This window comes from Streptomyces griseofuscus (genome assembly GCF_014673495.1).
Lineage (GTDB): Bacteria > Actinomycetota > Actinomycetes > Streptomycetales > Streptomycetaceae > Streptomyces > Streptomyces murinus.
Window position 1 is genome coordinate 6,143,461 of record NZ_CP051006.1, and the last position, 13,988, is coordinate 6,157,448.

Here is a 13,988-nt window from a genome sequence, read left to right on the forward strand (position 1 = left end):
CATCGCTCCTCGCCGGTCCGTGTCCCGCGTGCCCCGCGTGAGGGGACGACCATGGGACGAGGGAGGGGAGCGGGAGGTTCCCGGGCCTACGCCGTACGGGTGAGCGGGATCAGTCGCCGTAGTCGGACATGCCGTCCAGCAGCCGGACGGAGTGCTGGGACACGGAGACCTTGTGGATGCGGGACGGCGGCACCGGGCGGGACGCGCTGCGCGCGGGCGCCGGCCAGCGCCGGGCCATCCGGGCGCAGTCGCCGCGCAGGGTGTCGAGGCCGCCCTCCAGATCGCCGGGGGCGGGGGGGGACGGGAGTGCCGGACGCGGCGGACGAGGAGCCCTTGAGGTTCGTCATGAGGGAACCGTAGGCACGGTCGAGCCTGCGAAGAAAGATCTACTATCGGGTAGTTTCGTCAACTACAGCGCCGTCCCCTGACCGGGTAGCGTGAACTGTCAATCCCGCCTCCCGCAGGAGAACCCCGTCGTGCGCATCGCAGTCACCGGCTCCATCGCCACCGACCACCTCATGACCTTTCCCGGCCGGTTCGCCGACCAGCTCGTCGCGGACCAGCTGCACACGGTTTCGCTCTCCTTCCTCGTCGACAACCTCGACGTGCGCCGTGGCGGTGTCGCCGCCAACATCGCGTTCGGCATGGGCCAGCTCGGCACCCGGCCGATCCTGGTCGGCGCCGCCGGCTTCGACTTCGACGAGTACCGGGCCTGGCTCGACCGGCACGGCGTCGACACCGAGTCGGTCCGCATCTCCGACACCCTGCACACCGCGCGCTTCGTGTGCACCACCGACGCCGACCACAACCAGATCGGCTCCTTCTACACGGGCGCGATGAGCGAGGCCCGGCTGATCGAGCTCAAGACGGTCGCCGACCGGGTGGGCGGCCTCGACCTGGTGCTGATCGGCGCCGACGACCCCGAGGCGATGCTCCGCCACACGGAGGAGTGCCGGTCCCGCTCGATCCCGTTCGCCGCGGACTTCTCGCAGCAGATCGCCCGCATGGAGGGCGAGGAGATCCGGATCCTGCTGGAGGGCGCCACGTACCTCTTCTCGAACGAGTACGAGAAGGGCCTCATCCAGACCAAGACCGGCCTCACCGACGAGGAGATCCTCGCGAAGGTCGGCCACCGGGTGACCACGCTCGGCTCGCGGGGCGTGCGCATCGAGCAGGCGGGCGCGGACCCGATCGAGGTCGGCTGCGCCGAGGAGGAGCGCAAGGCCGACCCCACGGGTGTCGGCGACGCCTTCCGCGCGGGCTTCCTGTCCGGCCTCGCCTGGGGCGTCTCGCTGGAGCGGGCGGCGCAGGTGGGCTGCATGCTCGCGACGCTGGTCATCGAGACCGTGGGCACGCAGGAGTACCAGCTGCGCCGCGGCCACTTCATGGAGCGCTTCGTGAAGGCGTACGGCGACGAGGCGGGCGAAGAGGTCCGCACGTACCTGCGCTGACGACCCGTACCCGCGCTGACGGCGCGGGTCAGCCGAGCCGGCGGACCAGGTACGCCGTTCCCCCGTCCGCCGGTTCCTCGCCCACGTACTCCTGTTCCCGCATCTCGCACCACGCCGGGATGTCCAGGCGGGCCGCCTCGTCGTCCGAGAGGACGCGGACGGTGCCGCCCACGGGGACGCCGGGGAACACCTTGGCCAGTTCGATGACCGGGATGGGGCACCGCTTGCCGAGGGCGTCCACGACCAGGGCGGCCGGCTCGGCAGCCGCGGGGGCGGCGGCCGCGGGGGCGCCCAGCTTGTCCCGCGCCCCGGCGACGACCCCCGGCAGCACGGCCAGGAAGCGTTCCACGTCCTCCTCCGCCGTGCCCAGCGGCAGCGACACCCGGACATTGCCCTCGCTGAGCACGCCCATGGCCTTCAGCACATGGCTCGGGGTCAGCGTGCTGCTGGTGCAGGAGGAGCCGGAGGAGACGGCGAAGCCCTCGCGGTCCAGCTCGTGCAGCAGGGTCTCCCCGTCGACATAGAGACATGAGAAGGTGACGATCCCCGGCAGCCGGTGCTCCGGGTCGCCCACCACCTCCACATCGGGCACCAGCCGCGGCACCCGCGCCCGGATCCGCTCCGTCAGCTCCCGCAGCCGTACCGACTCCTGGGCCGCCTCGGCCCGTACCGCGCGCAGCGAGGCGACCGCCGCCACGACGGCCGGGATGTTCTCGAACCCCGGGGCGCGCCCCGACTCCCGTTCGTCCGCCGGGCCTTGGGCGGCGAACCGCACCCCCTTGCGCACGACGAGCAGCCCGACCCCCGAAGGGCCGCCCCACTTGTGCGCGCTGGCCGCGAGCAGCGACCAGCCGCCCTCGACCGGCCCCCAGCCCAGCGACTGCGCCGCGTCCACCAGCAGCGGCACCCCGGCCGCCCGGCAGACCTCGGCCACCTCGGCCACCGGCTGGGCGGTGCCCACCTCGTGATTGGCCGACTGGAGCACGGCGAGGGCGGTGTCGGTACGGAGCGCGGCGGCGTAGCCCGAGGGGGACACGGCGCCCGTCCGGTGCACCGGCACCTGGGCCACCGAGCCGCCCTCCGCCTCGAACGCTTCCGCCGAATGGAGGACAGAGGAATGTTCGACCGCTGACACGATCAGGTGGCGTCCCACCCGGCTCCTTCCGGCCAACGCCCCCGCGACGCCCGTATGTACGGCCCGCGTCCCCGACGGGGTGAAGACCAGTTCGTCCGCCCGGCACCCGACCGCCTCGGCCGCCGCCTCCCGCGCCGCGTCCAGCAGCATCCGCGCCTTGCGGCCCTCCCGGTACAGCCGCGCGGGGTCGGCCCACCCGTCGTCGAGGGCGGCCAACAGAGCCTGGCGGGCGACGGGATGAAGGGGAGCGGCGGAAGCCGCGTCGAAGTAGGCCACGGTCCCACGGTAAAACGCCGGTGACCTGTACCGACCCGAGGGGCGCGCGTTAACCGCCACCACTGGCACCCGCCCCCCAAACCCCCACAACCCGAGCTATTGGGCGCCCATCCACACCCCAACTGAGTGAGGCGCGACGCGTATGCCCCCCTCCCCGCGAACCCCCGGAAGGCGTCGGCTAGGGTTTGGTCCGCATAAACATCCAAACCCCTGCCCGACGCAGGGCGGCGACCGACCAGCGAGAAGGCCGCAGCCGACCGCGCGGGCGAGACTCTCGGGAAGGCGCTACGTGAGTCCCAACGGCTCCGACCGCTCGCCGCGGCGCCCGATGCGGCGGAAGCTGCTGCAGGCACTGACCGCGGGCCTGGTCCTGGCGACCGCAACCGGTTGCACATACAAGGACTTCCCCCGCCTTGGCATGCCCACCCCGACCACGGAAGAGGCTCCGCGGATCCTCTCCCTGTGGCAGGGCTCCTGGGCTGCCGCGCTCGCCGTCGGCGTGCTGGTGTGGGGCCTGATCCTGTGGAGCGCCATGTTCCACCGGCGCAGCCGCACCAAGGTCGAGGTACCTCCGCAGACTCGGTACAACATGCCGATCGAGGCCCTGTACACGGTGGTCCCGATCATCATCATCTCGGTGCTGTTCTACTTCACGGCCCGGGACGAGACGAAGCTCCTGAGCCTCGACAAGAAGCCCGACGTCACGGTCAACGTGGTCGGCTTCCAGTGGAGCTGGGGCTTCAACTACATCGAGAACGTCCCCGGTGTCTCGGGTGACGCGAAGACGGACACCAACCTGTCCGCGATCCCCGACCGGTTCAAGGCCGCCTTCCCGGCGAACGCCGGCGGCGTCTACGACGTCGGCACCCCGGGCACGCGCAACCCGCAGACCGGCAACCCTGGTCCGACGCTCTGGCTCCCCAAGGGCAAGACGGTCCGTTTCGTTCTGACCTCGCGTGACGTCATCCACTCCTTCTGGGTGGTGCCGTTCCTCATGAAGCAGGACGTCATTCCGGGCCACACCAATGCCTTCCAGGTGACCCCCAACAAGGAGGGCACCTTCCTCGGCAAGTGTGCCGAGCTCTGCGGCGTCGACCACTCCCGGATGCTGTTCAACGTGAAGGTCGTCTCCCCGGCGGCCTACGAGCAGCACCTCAAGGACCTCGCCAAGAAGGGGCAGACCGGTTACATTCCCGCCGGCATCGCGCAGACGAGCCACGAGAAGAACCGGGAGACGAACAACCTGTGAGCATCCTCAACGAACCCCAGGGTGCCGCGGCCGCTGAAGGCTCGTACGTGGACGAGCAGCCGGTTCGGCGCAAGCAGCCCGGCAATTCCGCGGTGAAGTGGCTGACGACCACCGACCACAAGACGATCGGGACGATGTACCTCGTCACGTCGTTCGCGTTCTTCCTGATCGGCGGCGTCATGGCGCTGCTCATGCGCGCCGAGCTGGCCCGTCCGGGCCTGCAGATCATGACGAACGAGCAGTTCAACCAGGCGTTCACGATGCACGGCACGATCATGCTGCTGATGTTCGCGACGCCGCTGTTCGCGGGTTTCGCGAACTGGATCATGCCGCTCCAGATCGGCGCGCCCGACGTGGCGTTCCCGCGGCTGAACATGTTCGCCTACTGGCTGTACCTGTTCGGCTCGACGATCGCGGTGGGTGGCTTCCTCACCCCCGAGGGCGCGGCCGACTTCGGCTGGTTCGCCTACTCCCCGCTGTCGGACGCGGTCCGCTCGCCGGGCGCCGGCGCCGACATGTGGATCATGGGTCTGGCCCTGTCCGGCTTCGGCACCATCCTCGGCTCGGTCAACTTCATCACGACGATCATCTGCATGCGCGCTCCGGGCATGACGATGTTCCGTATGCCGATCTTCGTGTGGAACGTGCTGCTGACCGGTGTGCTGGTCCTGCTGGCCTTCCCGGTGCTCGCCGCCGCGCTGTTCGCCCTGGAGGCGGACCGTAAGTTCGGTGCGCATGTGTTCGACGCGGCAAACGGCGGCGCGTTGCTGTGGCAGCACCTCTTCTGGTTCTTCGGCCATCCAGAGGTGTACATCATCGCCCTGCCGTTCTTCGGCATCATCTCCGAAGTCATCCCGGTCTTCTCCCGCAAGCCGATGTTCGGCTACATGGGCCTGATCGCCGCGACGATCTCCATCGCGGGTCTGTCCGTGACGGTGTGGGCGCACCACATGTACGTGACCGGCGGTGTGCTGCTGCCGTTCTTCTCCTTCATGACCTTCCTGATCGCGGTACCGACCGGTGTGAAGTTCTTCAACTGGATCGGCACCATGTGGAAGGGCTCGCTGTCCTTCGAGACACCGATGCTCTGGGCGACCGGCTTCCTGATCACCTTCACCTTCGGTGGTCTGACCGGTGTCATCCTGGCCGCGCCGCCGATGGACTTCCACGTCTCGGACTCGTACTTCGTGGTGGCCCACTTCCACTACGTGGTCTTCGGTACGGTCGTCTTCGCGATGTTCTCCGGCTTCCACTTCTGGTGGCCGAAGTTCACCGGCAAGATGCTGGACGAGCGCCTCGGCAAGATCACCTTCTGGACGCTGTTCATCGGCTTCCACACCACCTTCCTCGTCCAGCACTGGCTGGGCGCCGAGGGTATGCCGCGGCGTTACGCCGACTACCTGGCGGCCGACGGCTTCACCGCGCTGAACACGGTGTCCACCATCGGTTCGTTCCTCCTCGGCCTGTCGATCCTGCCGTTCCTCTACAACGTCTGGAAGACGGCCAAGTACGGCAAGCCGGTCGGCGTGGACGACCCGTGGGGCTACGGCCGCTCGCTGGAGTGGGCGACCTCCTGCCCGCCGCCGCGGCACAACTTCACCACCCTGCCGCGGATCCGCAGTGAATCCCCGGCGTTCGACCTGCACCACCCCGAGATCGCCGCGCTCGAACAGCTCGAGTACGCCGGTCACGCGCCTGCCGTCGCGGGCAGCAAGGAGGCCGGCAAGTGAAGATCCAGGGCCGGATGTTCATCTGGCTGAGCTTCTTCATCCTGATCATGGCCATCGTGTATGGCGTGTGGTCGAAGGAGCCGGCCGGCACCACGGCGCTCTTCCTGGCCTTCGGCCTGTCGATCATGATCGGCTTCTACCTGGGCTTCACCGCCCGCCGGGTGGACGCCGGTGCGCAGGACGACACGGAGGCCGATGTCGCCGACGACGCGGGCGAGCTGGGCTTCTTCAGCCCGCACAGCTGGCAGCCGCTCATGCTGGGCTTCGGCGGTGCGATCGCCTTCCTCAGCATCGCGGTCGGCTGGTGGCTGATCTACTTCTCCGCGCCGTTCATCGTGATCGGTCTGTTCGGCTGGGTGTTCGAGTACTACCACGGTGAGAGCCGCACCCAGTAAGACCCCGAGCACCATCCGGAAGCCCGGACCCTCCGTCAAGAGGGTCCGGGCTTCCGGCTTTTTCGCGTGCCGAGCGGGTGTCCTTCGGGTGCGGGAGTGTCGTTCCCTCGTATGGGTTACGTACCGCGCCAGTAGGGTCTCCATCTCATAGCGTGATCGTATGAACCACATTCCGCGGACCCGTACCGTCGTCAGCTGTGTCGTGCTGGTGACCGCCCTGGGCGCGGGCATCACCGCCTGCGGTTCGGACGGCGACCCCCTGTCCGCTACGCCGTATGACGCAGCGGGCCTGATCTCCTTCAACGCCCCCACCCAGGTGGGCGAGCGGGCCGACCCGGACAAGCCCCTGGAGATCAGCGTCAAGGACGAGGGGCGCATCACCGACGTGACCGCCCAGGACTCCACAGGACGCTTTGTGGCGGGCGAACTCACCGCCGACGGCAGCCGCTGGCACAGCACCTCCCCGCTGGCCGCGAGCGCCCACTACACGGTCACGGTGAGCACCGAGGACGACGACGGGGCGCCCGGCCGCAAGGTCCTCAGCTTCGACACCACCCAGCCGACCGCCAAGAAGCAGCTGGGTGTCACCTTCGGGCCGGAGGCGGGGGAGTACGGCGTCGGGCAGATCATCACCGCCCAACTCAGCGAGGAGGTCAAGGACCCGGCGCAGCGGGCCGTGGTGGAGCGCGCCCTGCGGGTGGACTCCGTACCCGCCGTGCCCGGCTCCTGGTACTGGGTGAGCGGCAAGGAACTCCACTACCGGCCCAAGGACTACTGGCCCGCCCACGCCACGATCCTGGTGCACAGCAACCTGGAGGGCGTGAAGGTCGGCGACCGGCTGTGGGGCGGCAAGTCGAAGCCGGTGAAGCTCACCACGGGCGACCGGATCGAGGCCGTCACGGACGCCGCCGCGCACGAGCTGACGGTGTTCAAGAACGGCGCCGTGATCAATGCCATCCCGGTCACCACGGGCAAGCCCGGCTTCGAGACCCGCAACGGCGTCAAGGTGGTCCTGGAGAAGCAGTACTTCGTACGCATGCGCGGCACCACCGTCGGCATCGCCGAGGGCAGCAGGGACAACTACGACCTGCCGGTGTACTACGCCACTCGCGTCACCTGGTCCGGTGAATACGTGCACGCGGCGCCCTGGTCGGTCGGCTCACAGGGCTACGCCAACGTCAGCCACGGCTGCACCGGCATGAGTACGGCCAACGCGCGGTGGTTCTTCGACACCGTCCACGAGGGCGACATCGTCCGGGTCGTCAACTCCAACGGCCAGCCGATGGAACCGTTCGGCAACGGCTTCGGCGACTGGAACGTCACCTGGAAGAAGTGGCGTACGGGCTCCGCTTTGACGGGCACCCAGACCAACGGCCAGTCCTCCTCGGACACGGTCCGCCTCCAGCCAGCGGCCGTGTGAACAGCGCCTCGACGGGACGCGGGACCGTGTCGGCACACGGCCCGCGCCCCGTCGTCGGGCTAGGCGCGCACGAGCCTGTGCTGCCGCAGCAGGGCGGCCAGCGAGGCGGCGAACTCCACCGGGTCCACCGGCAGGGTCACCGCGGCGTCCGCACGGCTCCACGTGGCCAGCCAGGCGTCCTGGGGCCGGCCGATGAGCAGCAGCACGGGCGGGCACCGGAACACCTCGTCCTTGATCTGCCGGCACACCCCCATACCGCCCATCGGGACGGCCTCGCCGTCGAGCACGCACACATCGATGCCCCCACGGTCCAGCTCGCGCAGCACCGCCGCGGGCGTGGCGCACTCCACGAACTCCACTTGGGGCACATCCGGGGCGGGACGCCGCCCGGTGGCCAGCCGTACTTGCTCGCGGGTGTTGGAGTCGTCGCTGTAGACCAGCACGGTGGCGGTCGGCTGCATTGTTCCTCCGGGTCGACGTCGGCGTCGTACGGACAGGACGGACGGGGCCGTTTGGGCGGATGTTACTCCCATGAACACCACGTCAACACCGGTTCGGAGGGCAGCAACACTCCGAACGGCACCCCCCGGAGTGAGGGCGAGATAAGCGACCGACATAATGTCGGTCGTGGCGACAGCAACGACAGTAGAAACCGGGCACGCGCACCCGTCGGTCAACCGGCCGAACCTCACCAGCGTCGGAACCATCATCTGGCTGAGTTCCGAGCTGATGTTCTTCGCGGCCCTCTTCGCGATGTACTTCACCCTCCGGTCGGTGACCGGACCGGCTCACTGGAAGCACATGGCTTCAAGCCTCAATGTGCCTTTCTCCGCGACGAACACCACGATCCTGGTGCTCTCGTCGCTCACCTGTCAGCTCGGCGTGTTCGCGGCCGAGCGGGGCGATGTGAAGAAGCTCCGTGGCTGGTTCATCCTCACCTTCATCATGGGTGCGATCTTCATCGGCGGTCAGATCTACGAGTACACGAGCCTGGTGAGAGAGGACGGTCTCTCGCTGTCCTCCGATCCGTACGGCTCGGTGTTCTACCTGACCACCGGCTTCCACGGCCTGCATGTGACGGGCGGTCTCATCGCCTTCCTGCTGGTCCTCGGCCGCACCTACATGGCCAAGAGGTTCACCCACGAGCAGGCGACGGCCGCCATCGTCGTGTCCTACTACTGGCACTTCGTCGATGTCGTCTGGATCGGCCTCTTCGCCACGATCTATTTGATCAAGTAGCCGGGACCGCTCCCGCTAAGTCCAGAAGCACCGACGCAGAAGATCCTGACACCGGGGTAATCCGTGAAAAAGCTCTCCGTACGACGACGCCATCCGCTGGCGGCGGTCGTCGTCCTACTCCTCGCGCTGGCGGCCACTGGGGGGCTGTACGCCGCGTTCGCGCCCGCGGGCAAGGCGCAGGCCGACGCAGGCTCCCAGTCCTTGACCATCAAGGAGGGTAAGAAGCTCTTCGAGGTCGGCTGCGCCAGCTGCCACGGCACCGGTGGACAGGGATCCTCCGACGGGCCGAGCCTGGTCGGCGTGGGCGCCGCGGCCGTCGACTTCCAGGTCGGCACCGGCCGTATGCCGGCCGCGACCTCGCAGGGCGCCCAGGTCCCGCGCAAGAAGACCGTGTACACCCAGACCCAGATCGACCAGCTCGCCGCGTACATCGCGTCGCTGGGCGCCGGTCCGGTGGTGCCGACCAAGCAGCAGTACGGTCCGGACGGGGCGGACATCGCCAAGGGTGGCGAGCTGTTCCGCACCAACTGCGCGCAGTGCCACAACTTCACCGGCAAGGGTGGTGCCCTCACCAAGGGCAAGTTCGCCCCCACGCTGGAGGGTGTCGACCCGAAGCACATCTACGAGGCCATGCAGACGGGCCCGCAGAACATGCCGTCCTTCCCGGACACCACGCTGTCCTCGCAGAACAAGAAGGACATCATCGCGTACCTGCACGCGGTCGACAGCAGCGAGACGACGAACCCGGGCGGTCTGGAGCTGGGCGGCCTCGGGCCGGTCAGTGAGGGCCTGTTCGCCTGGATCTTCGGTCTCGGCGCGCTGATCGCCGTCGCCGTCTGGGTCGCCGCTCGGACCGCAAAGGCCAAGAAGTCATGAGTAGCCAAGACATTCCAGAAGAGAACCTGCCCGCTGAGCAGGACCACGCGCACGGCGCGGTAGCGGTCGCGGACGAGGAGAACCCGTTCGCCGACCCGGGGCTGCCGCCCCACGAGCACCGCATCCAGGACATCGACGAGCGGGCCGCCCGGCGGTCCGAGCGTATGGTCGCCCTGCTGTTCACGATCTCGATGCTGGCCACCGTCGGCTTCATCGTGTCGTACGTGACCATCCCGCACGACAAGAACATCTTCGTGTTCCCGATCGGGCACATCAGCGCGCTGAACTTCGCGCTGGGCCTGACCCTGGGCGTGGCGCTGTTCTGCATCGGCGCGGGCGCGGTCCACTGGGCCCGCACCCTGATGTCCGACGTCGAGGTCGCCGACGACCGGCACGCGATCGCGGCCTCTCCCGAGGTCCGGGCGAAGGTCCACGCGGACTTCCGCCAGGGCGCCAAGGAGTCGGCGCTCGGCCGCCGCAAGCTGATCCGCAACACGATGTTCGGCGCGCTGGCCCTGGTGCCGCTCTCCGGCGTCATGCTGCTGCGTGACCTCGGTCCGCTGCCCGGCACCTCGCTGCGGCACACCCTGTGGGCCAAGGGCAAGCGCCTGGTCAACATGAACACCAACCAGCCGCTGCGTCCCGAGGACATCGCGGTCGGTTCCCTCACCTTCGCCAAGCCGGACGGCCTGGAGGAGACGGACGAGGAGTTCCAGAACGAGCTGGCCAAGGCCGCGCTGATGATCGTCCGGCTCCAGCCGGACAACATCAAGGACAAGCGCGAGCTCGACTGGTCGCACGAGGGCGTCGTCGCGTTCTCCAAGATCTGCACCCACGTCGGGTGCCCGATCTCGCTGTACGAGCAGCAGACGCACCACGTGCTGTGCCCGTGCCACCAGTCCACCTTCGACCTCTCCGACGGCGCCCGAGTGATCTTCGGCCCCGCCGGCCACGCCCTGCCGCAGCTGCGCATCGGTGTGGACAGCGAGGGTTACCTCCAGGCGCTCGGCGACTTCGAGGAGCCCGTCGGTCCTGCATTCTGGGAGCGCGGATGAGTACTACGGCGAACGACACCTCCCGCGCACGCGGGAAGGCCCCGGCCGGCGAGCGCATCGCCGACTGGGCCGACGGCCGGCTCGGGATCTACTCCCTGGCCAAGGCCAACATGCGCAAGATCTTCCCCGACCACTGGTCGTTCATGTTGGGCGAAGTGTGCATGTACAGCTTCATCATCATCATCCTGACGGGTGTCTATCTGACACTGTTCTTCCACCCGTCGATGAACGAGGTCGTGTACCACGGCAGCTATGTCCCGCTCCAGGGGCAGATGATGTCGGAGGCGTTCAACTCGACCCTGCACATCTCCTTCGATGTGCGCGGTGGTCTGCTCGTCCGGCAGATCCACCACTGGGCCGCGCTGATCTTCCTCGCCGGCATGTTCGTGCACATGATGCGTGTGTTCTTCACCGGCGCGTTCCGCAAGCCGCGTGAGATCAACTGGCTGTTCGGCTTCCTGCTGTTCGTCCTCGGCATGTTCACCGGTTTCACCGGTTACTCGCTCCCGGACGACCTGCTCTCCGGCACCGGTGTGCGCTTCACCGAGGGTGCGATCCTGTCCATGCCGATCGTCGGCACGTACATCTCGTACTTCCTCTTCGGCGGTCAGTTCCCCGGCCACGACTTCGTCGCCCGGTTCTACTCGATCCACATCCTGCTGCTGCCGGGCATCATGCTCGGCCTGATGGTGGCGCACCTGATCCTGGTCTTCTACCACAAGCACACGCAGTTCGCGGGTCCGGGCAAGACCAACAACAACGTCGTCGGGATGCCGCTGCTGCCGGTCTACATGGCCAAGGCCGGAGGCTTCTTCTTCCTGGTCTTCGGCGTCATCGCGGCCATCGCCGCGGTCGCGCAGATCAACCCGATCTGGGCCATCGGCCCCTACCGGGTCGACCAGGTCTCCACCGGCGCCCAGCCCGACTGGTACATGGGCTTCGCCGAGGGTCTGATCCGCTTCATGCCGGGCTGGGAGATCAACTTCTGGGGCCACACCCTGGTCCTGGGCGTGTTCATCCCGCTGGTCCTCTTCGGCGTGGTGCTGGGCGCGATGGCGGCCTACCCGTTCATCGAGTCCTGGATCACCGGCGACAAGAGCGAGCACCACATCCTGGACCGCCCGCGCAACGCCCCGACCCGTACGGGTCTCGGTGTCGCCTGGGTGACGATGTACATGATCACGCTGGTCGGTGGTGGCAACGACCTGTGGGCCACCCACTTCCACCTGTCGATCAACGCCGTGACCTGGTTCGTGCGGATCTTCTTCTTCGTCGGTCCGGTCATCGCGTTCATCGCCACCAAGCGGATCTGCCTCGGCCTCCAGCGCCGCGACCGCGACAAGGTGCTGCACGGTCGCGAGACCGGCATCATCAAGCGGCTGCCGCACGGTGAGTTCATCGAGGTGCACGAGCCGCTCAGCCAGGAGCAGCTGCACACGCTCACCACGCACACGCAGTACGCGCCGGCCGAGATCGGGCCCGCGGTCGACGAGAACGGTGTCGAGCGCAAGGTGACGGCGTCCGAGAAGCTCCGGGCGAAGCTGTCCAACGCCTACTACGGCGAGGACAACCAGATCCCGAAGCCGACCTCCGAGGAGTACAAGGAGATCACGAGCGGCCACGGCCACCACTGATCCCCGCGTCGCCACGCCACAGAGGGGCCCCGTCCGCGAGCCGGACGGGGCCCTTCCCCGTGCCGGGGGCTCGATAAGGTGGTGTACGAGTTTCCACCCCTGTGTACGACAAGGAGCGGCCGATGAGCGCTGTGACCCCCGCTGGAGGCGACATCGCGGCGGGCCGCTCCTGGCCCGCCCTGCTGAACGGCCTGCTGACCGGCCAGAACCTGTCCGCGGACGACACCGCCTGGGCGATGGACCTGATCATGCGGGGCGAGGCGACCGACGCCCAGATCGCCGGGTTCATGGTGGCGCTGCGCGCCAAGGGCGAGACCGTCGAGGAGATCTCCGGTCTGGTGCGCACCATGTACGAGCACGCGAACGTGATCGAGGTGCCCGGCCCGGCCGTGGACATCGTCGGCACCGGCGGCGACGGCGCCAAGACGGTGAACATCTCCACCATGTCCTCGATCGTGGTCGCGGGCACCGGCGCCAAGGTCGTCAAGCACGGCAACCGCGCCGCCTCCTCCGCCTCCGGCTCCTCCGACGTCCTGGAGAAGCTGGGCATCAACCTCCAGCTGACCCCGAAACGGGTCGCCGAGGTCGCCGAGGAGGCCGGCATCACCATCTGCTTCGCGGTGAAGTTCCACCCCTCGCTGCGTCATGTCGCCGCCGCACGCGGCCAGTTGGGTATCCGTACGACCTTCAATGTGCTCGGTCCGCTGACCAACCCGGCGAAGGTGCGCGCCCAGGCGGTGGGCGTCGCCGACCCGCGGATGGCGCCCGTGGTGGCCGGGGTCTTCGCCGAGCGCGGCAACTCCGCGCTGGTCTTCCGCGGCGACGACGGCCTGGACGAGCTGACCGTCACCGCCACCTCCCGGGTGTGGGTGGTGCGCGACGGCAAGGTCTCCGAGGAGGTCTTCGACCCGCGGGACGTCGGCATCGAGCTGGTCCCGGTGGAGGCCCTGCGCGGCGCGGACGCGGCCTACAACGCGGAGGTCGCCCGCCGGGTGCTGGACGGCGAGCGGGGGGCCGTACGGGACGCGGTGCTGCTGAACTCCGCGGCGGCCCTCGTCGCCCTGGAGCCGGCCGACGCCCCGCTCACCGAGCAGCTGCGCGACCGGATGGCCAAGGCCGCCGAGTCCATCGACTCGGGCGCGGCCAAGCGCACGCTGGAGCGCTGGGTGGCCGTCAGCAACGCCTGACGCCCATCGGCTGACGACTGATCGTCCCGCGATCCGGACACGGCTTGCGGGACATCGATCTTTTCGCGTACGTTCCCTGTCAGGTCATGAGTGACAGTCATGAGGCCCCGGCCGACTGTCCGGCAACCCTCCGTCCGTGGCGGGGTGCCCCGGGTGAGGACCAGGTCGTAGGCAGCGAGGTCTACGGCAAGCGCGGACCCCTCGGGCGCTCTCGATAGCGCCGGGCCAGGGGTCCTGGCCGGTCGAGGGAGCCTTCCGTGAGCAAGCGAATGCGTTAGGGCCGCCGAGCCCCGCCTCCGCGCACCCCTTTCACCTTTTTCCGTACGCCGACTTCGGCGTGC

General features: G+C 68.4%; 13 protein-coding genes and 1 riboswitch. Of the genes, 10 read left to right on the plus strand and 3 right to left on the minus strand.

Annotated features, from left to right (window positions below; translation table 11 throughout):
* Positions 1 to 109 precede the first annotated feature (109 nt).
* A complete protein-coding gene (locus tag HEP81_RS42200; RefSeq protein ID WP_274599504.1) occupies positions 110 to 238 on the minus strand; it encodes a hypothetical protein in 129 nt (42 codons plus the stop codon).
* Between the two features lie 238 nt (positions 239 to 476).
* Here HEP81_RS42200 and HEP81_RS27915 point away from each other — a divergent pair, with 238 nt between their 5' ends.
* Positions 477 to 1,451 carry a carbohydrate kinase family protein gene (locus HEP81_RS27915; RefSeq protein WP_037652955.1) on the plus strand — a complete coding sequence of 325 codons (975 nt, stop codon included), beginning with the start codon at positions 477 to 479 and terminating at the stop codon, positions 1,449 to 1,451.
* A gap of 28 nt (positions 1,452 to 1,479) precedes the next feature.
* Here HEP81_RS27915 and HEP81_RS27920 read toward each other — a convergent pair whose 3' ends face one another.
* Positions 1,480 to 2,862 (minus strand): cysteine desulfurase/sulfurtransferase TusA family protein, encoded by a 1,383-nt coding sequence (locus HEP81_RS27920; RefSeq protein WP_037652956.1) that lies wholly within the window; start codon positions 2,860 to 2,862, stop codon positions 1,480 to 1,482.
* A 289-nt stretch (positions 2,863 to 3,151) separates the two neighbouring features.
* Here HEP81_RS27920 and ctaC point away from each other — a divergent pair, with 289 nt between their 5' ends.
* The 4 genes from ctaC (at position 3,152) to HEP81_RS27940 (ending at position 7,656) form a co-directional block, all read left to right on the plus strand.
* Complete coding sequence (gene ctaC / locus HEP81_RS27925; RefSeq protein ID WP_037652958.1) at positions 3,152 to 4,111, plus strand: aa3-type cytochrome oxidase subunit II; 960 nt, start codon at positions 3,152 to 3,154, stop codon at positions 4,109 to 4,111.
* Positions 4,108 to 5,841 carry an aa3-type cytochrome oxidase subunit I gene (gene ctaD / locus HEP81_RS27930; RefSeq protein ID WP_037652960.1) on the plus strand — a complete coding sequence of 578 codons (1,734 nt, stop codon included), beginning with the start codon at positions 4,108 to 4,110 and terminating at the stop codon, positions 5,839 to 5,841. The genes ctaC and ctaD overlap by 4 nt, the downstream gene beginning before the upstream one ends.
* The gene (locus HEP81_RS27935; RefSeq protein ID WP_037652961.1) at positions 5,838 to 6,236 is read left to right on the plus strand and encodes a cytochrome c oxidase subunit 4; all 399 of its coding nucleotides are present in this window, start codon (positions 5,838 to 5,840) and stop codon (positions 6,234 to 6,236) included. Before ctaD ends, HEP81_RS27935 begins: the two co-directional genes overlap by 4 nt.
* A gap of 160 nt (positions 6,237 to 6,396) precedes the next feature.
* Positions 6,397 to 7,656, plus strand: a complete 1,260-nt coding sequence (locus HEP81_RS27940) for a L,D-transpeptidase (RefSeq protein ID WP_037652963.1) — start codon at positions 6,397 to 6,399, stop codon at positions 7,654 to 7,656.
* 59 nt (positions 7,657 to 7,715) lie between these two features.
* On the opposite strand, the gene HEP81_RS27945 is transcribed toward HEP81_RS27940, so the two are convergent.
* A complete protein-coding gene (locus HEP81_RS27945; RefSeq protein WP_037652966.1) occupies positions 7,716 to 8,117 on the minus strand; it encodes a response regulator in 402 nt (133 codons plus the stop codon).
* A 157-nt stretch (positions 8,118 to 8,274) separates the two neighbouring features.
* Between HEP81_RS27945 and ctaE the strand changes: the two genes are divergently transcribed.
* From ctaE to trpD, 5 genes are all read left to right on the plus strand, one after another.
* Positions 8,275 to 8,895 (plus strand): aa3-type cytochrome oxidase subunit III, encoded by a 621-nt coding sequence (gene ctaE, locus HEP81_RS27950; RefSeq protein WP_037652968.1) that lies wholly within the window; start codon positions 8,275 to 8,277, stop codon positions 8,893 to 8,895.
* A 63-nt stretch (positions 8,896 to 8,958) separates the two neighbouring features.
* Positions 8,959 to 9,771, plus strand: a complete 813-nt coding sequence (gene qcrC, locus HEP81_RS27955) for a cytochrome bc1 complex diheme cytochrome c subunit (RefSeq protein WP_037652970.1) — start codon at positions 8,959 to 8,961, stop codon at positions 9,769 to 9,771.
* Complete coding sequence (gene qcrA, locus HEP81_RS27960) at positions 9,768 to 10,826, plus strand: cytochrome bc1 complex Rieske iron-sulfur subunit (RefSeq protein WP_037652972.1); 1,059 nt, start codon at positions 9,768 to 9,770, stop codon at positions 10,824 to 10,826. The genes qcrC and qcrA overlap by 4 nt, the downstream gene beginning before the upstream one ends.
* The gene (gene qcrB / locus HEP81_RS27965) at positions 10,823 to 12,460 is read left to right on the plus strand and encodes a cytochrome bc1 complex cytochrome b subunit (protein ID WP_037652974.1); all 1,638 of its coding nucleotides are present in this window, start codon (positions 10,823 to 10,825) and stop codon (positions 12,458 to 12,460) included. Before qcrA ends, qcrB begins: the two co-directional genes overlap by 4 nt.
* A gap of 122 nt (positions 12,461 to 12,582) precedes the next feature.
* Complete coding sequence (gene trpD, locus HEP81_RS27970) at positions 12,583 to 13,647, plus strand: anthranilate phosphoribosyltransferase (RefSeq protein WP_037652976.1); 1,065 nt, start codon at positions 12,583 to 12,585, stop codon at positions 13,645 to 13,647.
* Positions 13,648 to 13,729: 82 nt separating this feature from the next.
* Positions 13,730 to 13,846: riboswitch (SAM riboswitch) on the plus strand.
* Positions 13,847 to 13,988: the final 142 nt, after the last annotated feature.

Bases quoted from the DNA above. Each gene is read 5' to 3' on its own strand.
- trpD (WP_037652976.1), top strand. From the start codon at position 12,583: ATGAGCGCTGTGACCCCCGCTGGAGGCGACATCGCGGCGGGCCGCTCC.
- qcrA (WP_037652972.1), top strand. From the start codon at position 9,768: ATGAGTAGCCAAGACATTCCAGAAGAGAACCTGCCCGCTGAGCAGGAC.
- ctaE (WP_037652968.1), top strand. From the start codon at position 8,275: ATGTCGGTCGTGGCGACAGCAACGACAGTAGAAACCGGGCACGCGCAC.
- qcrB (WP_037652974.1), top strand. From the start codon at position 10,823: ATGAGTACTACGGCGAACGACACCTCCCGCGCACGCGGGAAGGCCCCG.
- HEP81_RS27945 (WP_037652966.1), bottom strand. From the start codon at position 8,117: ATGCAGCCGACCGCCACCGTGCTGGTCTACAGCGACGACTCCAACACC.
- HEP81_RS27940 (WP_037652963.1), top strand. From the start codon at position 6,397: ATGAACCACATTCCGCGGACCCGTACCGTCGTCAGCTGTGTCGTGCTG.
- HEP81_RS42200 (WP_274599504.1), bottom strand. From the start codon at position 238: ATGGCCCGGCGCTGGCCGGCGCCCGCGCGCAGCGCGTCCCGCCCGGTG.